Source organism: Pseudomonas laurylsulfativorans (assembly GCF_002906155.1).
Classification (GTDB): Bacteria; Pseudomonadota; Gammaproteobacteria; order Pseudomonadales; family Pseudomonadaceae; genus Aquipseudomonas; species Aquipseudomonas laurylsulfativorans.
On record NZ_MUJK01000027.1, the window covers coordinates 1 to 1522 of the forward strand.

1 protein-coding gene is annotated in these 1522 nt (G+C 62.7%); it reads right to left on the reverse strand.

Annotated elements, in window-relative coordinates:
* On the reverse strand, positions 1–1522 hold a 1522-nt coding region (locus B0D71_RS31090), incomplete at both ends, for a beta strand repeat-containing protein (RefSeq protein WP_133160970.1).

Below are 1522 nucleotides of genomic sequence, written 5' to 3' on the forward strand. Positions count from 1 at the left end.
CGATGGTGAAACTCACCACGCTGACTGGACCATCGACGCTTGAGGTACCGGTCAACACGCTGCCGGTGACGGCGGTGTCTTCGGCGGTGGTCACGCTTTCGCTGATGTCGGTGAAGCTGTCGTCGACCGGGGTGACGCTGATGTTCAGGGTCGAGGTGTCGTCTGTACCGGAACCGTCGGTGACGGTGTAGGTGACAGTCGGCACCGTGCCGTTGTAATTGGCGGCCGGCGTGAAGGTATAGGCGCCATTCGCTGCGATCACCAGGGTGCCGACGTTGGCGATGGTCGCGGTCTGGCCCGCTGTGAAAGTGCCAGCAACACCGTCGATGGTGAAGTTAACCACGCTGACCGGACCGTCGACGCTCGAGGTGCCAGTCAACACACTACCGGTGACGGCGGTGTCTTCAGCGGTGGTCACGTTTTCGCTGATGTCGGTGAAGCTGTCGTCGACCGGGGTGACGCTGATGTTCAGGGTCGAGGTGTCGTCTGTACCGGAGCCGTCGGTGACGGTGTAGGTAACGGTCGGCACCGTGCCGTTGTAATTGGCGGCCGGCGTGAAGGTGTAGGCGCCGTTGGCACCGATCACCAGGGTGCCGACGTTGGCAATGGTGGCGGTCTGGCCGGCGGTAAAAGTGCCACTAACACCGTCGATGGTGAAACTCACCACGCTGACCGGGCCGTCAACGCTGCTCGTACCAGTGAGGACACTGCCGGTGATGGCAGTGTCTTCCAGGGTCGAGACCGTTTCGCTGGCGTCGGTGAAGTTGTCGTTGACCGGCGTAACGCTGATGTTCAGGGTCGAAGTGTCGTCTGTACCGGAACCATCGGTGACGGTGTAGGTAACGGTCGGCACGGTGCCGTTGTAGTTGGCGGCAGGCGTGAAGGTGTAGGCGCCATTGGCGCCGATCACCAGGGTGCCGACGTTGGCGATGGTTGCGGTCTGGCCGGCGGTGAAAGTGCCAGCAACACCGTCGATGGTGAAGCTGACCACGCTGACCGGGCCGTCGACGCTTGAGGTGCCGGTGAGGACGCTGCCGGTGACGGCGGTGTCTTCGGCGGTGGTCACGCTTTCGTTGGCGTCGGTGAAGCTGTCGTCGACCGGGGTGACGCTGATGGTCAGGGTCGAAGTGTCGTCTGTACCGGAACCGTCGGTGACGGTGTAGGTAACGGTCGGCACGGTGCCGTTGTAGTTGGCGGCCGGGGTGAAGGTGTAGGCCCCGTTCGCGGCGATCACCAAGGTGCCGACGTTAGCGATGGTCGCGGTCTGGCCGGCGGTGAAAGTACCAGCAACACCGTCGATGCTGAAGTTAACCACGCTGACTGGACCGTCAACGCTCGAGGTACCGGTGAGGACACTGCCGGTGACGGCGGTGTCTTCCAGGGTCGAGACCGTTTCGTTGGCATCGGTGAAGCTGTCATCGACCGGCGTAACGCTGATGTTCAGGGTCGAAGTGTCGTCTGTACCGGAACCGTCGGTGACGGTGTAGGTGACGGTCGGCACGGTGCCGTTGTAATTGGCGGC